This is a genomic window from Sporichthya sp., assembly GCF_013815995.1.
Lineage (GTDB): Bacteria > Actinomycetota > Actinomycetes > Sporichthyales > Sporichthyaceae > Sporichthya.
Window position 1 is genome coordinate 1 of sequence record NZ_JACDFE010000325.1, and the last position, 3606, is coordinate 3606.

General features: G+C 69.6%; 2 protein-coding genes. Both read left to right on the forward strand.

Going from position 1 to position 3606, the window contains the following annotated elements; genetic code table 11:
- Nucleotides 1–230 precede the first annotated feature (230 nt).
- Nucleotides 231–833 (forward strand): CDP-alcohol phosphatidyltransferase family protein, encoded by a 603-nt coding sequence (locus H0X00_RS22610; protein ID WP_293775037.1) that lies wholly within the window; start codon nucleotides 231–233, stop codon nucleotides 831–833.
- Between the two features lie 28 nt (nucleotides 834–861).
- The gene (locus H0X00_RS22615; protein ID WP_293775038.1) at nucleotides 862–3381 is read left to right on the forward strand and encodes a sugar phosphate nucleotidyltransferase; all 2520 of its coding nucleotides are present in this window, start codon (nucleotides 862–864) and stop codon (nucleotides 3379–3381) included.
- The last annotated feature ends 225 nt before the right edge of the window (nucleotides 3382–3606 follow it).

Genomic DNA, 3606 nt, shown 5'->3' on the forward strand with positions numbered 1-3606 from the left:
TCCTGTGGGCGGGCGGCACGCCGAACCTATTCCTCTTGGCGGCCTCCGGCCGCGTCGCGCCGCCGGCTTACGGTCCGATCGGCCGGCTCCTTCGGTCGCGAAAAATGCGCTCGCTTCCTACGTCGCGGCCAAACGGCCCTAGCCAGGCGGCATGGTCGCAGCACATTGGCGGCCTCCGGCTCGCCAGGCAGCAGGAGTGGTGGTGCAGGTTTGGTCGGTAGGTTTGTCGGGTGAGCGGGGATGTGGAGACGGGCAATCCGGACCGCATCCTGACGCTGCCCAATGCGCTCAGCCTGCTGCGGCTGGCCGGCGTGCCCGTGTTCCTCTGGTTGGTCCTGGGTCCGGAGCGGGACGGCCTCGCCCTGTGCGTGCTGATGGTCGCCGGATTCACCGACTACGCCGACGGCTGGCTGGCCCGCAAGCTCAACCAGACCAGCCGGCTCGGGCAGATGCTCGATCCGGCGGCGGACCGGCTCTATATCCTGGCCACGCTGATCGGCCTGACGGTCCGCGAGATCGTGCCGCTGTGGCTCACGCTCGCGCTGATCGTGCGCGATGTGATGCTCGTCGCGTGTGTACCGACACTGCGCCGGCTCAGCTACGGCCCCGCGCTGCCGGTGCACTACCTGGGCAAGGCGGCTACGTTCAACCTGCTCTACGCCTTTCCGTTCCTGCTGCTCGGGGACGGCACCGGCGAGATGACAACTGTCCAGACCTTGGCCAACGTTCTCGGATGGAGTTTCGCTATCTGGGGTAGCGGGTTGTACTGGTGGGCAGGCGTGCTCTACGTCGTCCAGGTCAGGCGCCTGGTCGAAGCGGACCGCCGGACCTGACCGGCCATAACGGGACGGGAGGCACCGGGTGAAGGCCGTGGTGATGGCCGGGGGAGAAGGCACCCGCCTGCGCCCGATCACCGCCTCGATGCCCAAACCGCTGCTCCCGGTCGTCAACCGCCCGGTGATGGAGCACGTGCTGCGCCTGCTGCGCCAACACGGCCTCACCGACGTCGTGGTCACCGTGCAGTTCCTCGCCTCCCTGGTCCGCAACTACTTCGGTGACGGCGACGAGCTCGGCATGTCGATCACCTACGCCACCGAAGAGGTGCCGATGGGCACCGCAGGCAGCGTGAAGAACGCCGAGGACGCGCTGCGCGACGGCACCTTCCTGGTCATCTCCGGCGACGCGCTCACCGACGTCGACCTGTCCGCGGTCATCCGCTTCCACCGCAAGCGCGAGGCGATGGTGACGGTATGTCTGACCCGGGTGGCGAACCCACTGGACTTCGGGATCACGATCGTCGACGACGAGGGCAGAGTGGAGCGGTTCCTGGAGAAGCCGAGCTGGGGCCAGGTGTTCTCGGACACGGTCAACACCGGCATCTACGTGATGGAGCCCTCGGTCTTCGAGCACGTCCCGCTCGACGAGCCGTCGGACTGGTCGGCGGATGTGTTCCCGCTGCTGCTCAAGGAAGGCCTACCGGTCTACGGCTACGTCGCCGAGGGCTACTGGGAGGACGTCGGCACCCATGAGAACTACCTCAAGGTGCAGGCCGACGTGCTCTCCGGCCGGGTCGCGGTGGAAAAGGACGGCTTCGAGGTCAAGCCCGGGGTCTGGATCTGCGAAGGCGCCGAGGTCGATCCCAGCGTCGAACTTCGGCCGCCGCTGTTCATCGGCGACTACGCCAAGGTCGAAGCCGGCGCCGAGCTGCGCGAGTACACCGTGATCGGCAGCAACGTGGTCGTGAAGAGCGGCGCCTTCCTCGACCGCGCGGTGATCCATGACAACGTCTACATCGGCCCGGGTACAAACCTGCGCGCGTGCGTCGTCGGCAAGAACACCGACGTGATGCGCGGCGCCCGCATCGACCAGGGCGTGGTGATCGGCGACCACTGCCTGATCGGTGAGGAGGCCATCGTCGGGACCGGGGTGAAGATCTACCCGGCCAAGACGATCGACGCGGGCGCCGTGGTCAACCAGAACGTGATCTGGGAGGGCCGTGGGCAGCGGGCCCTGTTCGGACCGCGCGGTGTCTCCGGCATCGTCAACGTCGAGATCACCCCCGAGCACGCGGTGCGGTTGGCGAGTTCGTACGCGACCACCCTGAAGAAGGGCGACACCGTGCTGACCGCGCGGGACGGGTCGCGGGCCGCGCGCGCCCTCAAGCAGGCGGTGATCGCCGCACTGCAAGCCTCGGCGATCAATGTCCGCGACCTGGAGATGCAACCACCGCCGGTGGCCCGCCTGGAGGCCTCCCGCGGCCATGCCGGCGGCGTGCTGATCCGGACCACGCCCGGAGTGCCGGACAGCGTCGACATCCAGTTCATCGACGCCACCGGGGCGGACATCGACGCCGCGCACCGCCGCAAGGTCGAGCGCGTCTTCAGCCGCCAGGAGTACCGCCGTGCCTTCCCCGGCGAGATCGGCGACCTGACCTTCCCGGGCCGCGTCGTCGAGCACTACGTCAAGCAGGTGCTCAACACCGTCGACACCAGCGGCGTCCCGCGCGGCGGCAGTCCGGCAGGCACGGCCCCCGATATGAAGGTCGTGGTCGACGCCGGCAGCGGCGCCGCGGGCCTGCTGCTGCCGCGTGTGGTGGGCGGGCTCGGCGTCGACGTCCTGACGGTGAACATGGGCATCGACGAGGCCCACCCGACCCAGATGCCTGAGGATAAGGCACGCGCACTGACCCGGCTGGGTGAACTCGTCGCGTCCTCCAAGGCCGCGTTCGGCGTGTACTTCGATCCGCTGGGCGAGCGGATCTCCCTCGTCGACGAACGCGGTCAGCCGGTGGCGGACGACCGCGCACTGCTGGTCGTCATGGACCTGATCGCCGCGGAGCGGCGCGGCGGCCGCATCGCGCTGCCGGTCACCACCACCCGGGTGGCGGAGAAGGTGGCCGGCTTCCACGGGGTCGAGATCGCCTGGACCGCGACCTCCTCCGACGACCTGGCCCGGGCGGTCACCGACCCGCGCCTGATCCTCGGCGGCGACGGTCGCGGCGGGTTCGTCATCCCCGAGGTGGGCAACGCCGTGGACGGCACCGCGGCGTTCGTCCGCCTGGTCGGCCTGATCGCCCGCACCCAACTGACGCTCAGCCAGATCGACTCCCGGATCCCGCGCGCGCACCTGGTCTACCGCGACCTGCCGACCCCGTGGGCCCTCAAGGGAAAGGTGATGCGTGCCGTGGTGGAGGCCGCCGGGCACCGTCAGATCGACACCACCGACGGCGTGAGGGTGGTTCAGCGCGACGGCAGTTGGGTGATGGTGCTGCCCGACCCGTCCGAGGCCTACACCCACCTGTGGGCCGAGGCCGACAACGACGCCGCCGCGGCCGCGCTGGCCGAAGAATGGTGCGCCGTGGTGGAACAGGCCGCAGGCTGACCGCCTCCGACCAAGGGCTCCACGCACCTGGTACGTCGGCGTGGAACGATACAGCCATGACTGACCCGTCGACGCGTCGCCCCGACGCTTCGATGTCCCTGCTCTCGGACCTGATGGCCAACACCCTCGACGAGGGCTACCGGCGCGAGGCGAACCGCCGGGCGGCCGCCACGGCCATCAGCGGCGCGGACGACGGGGGCGCAGAACCCTCGCGCGGGCCAGGCT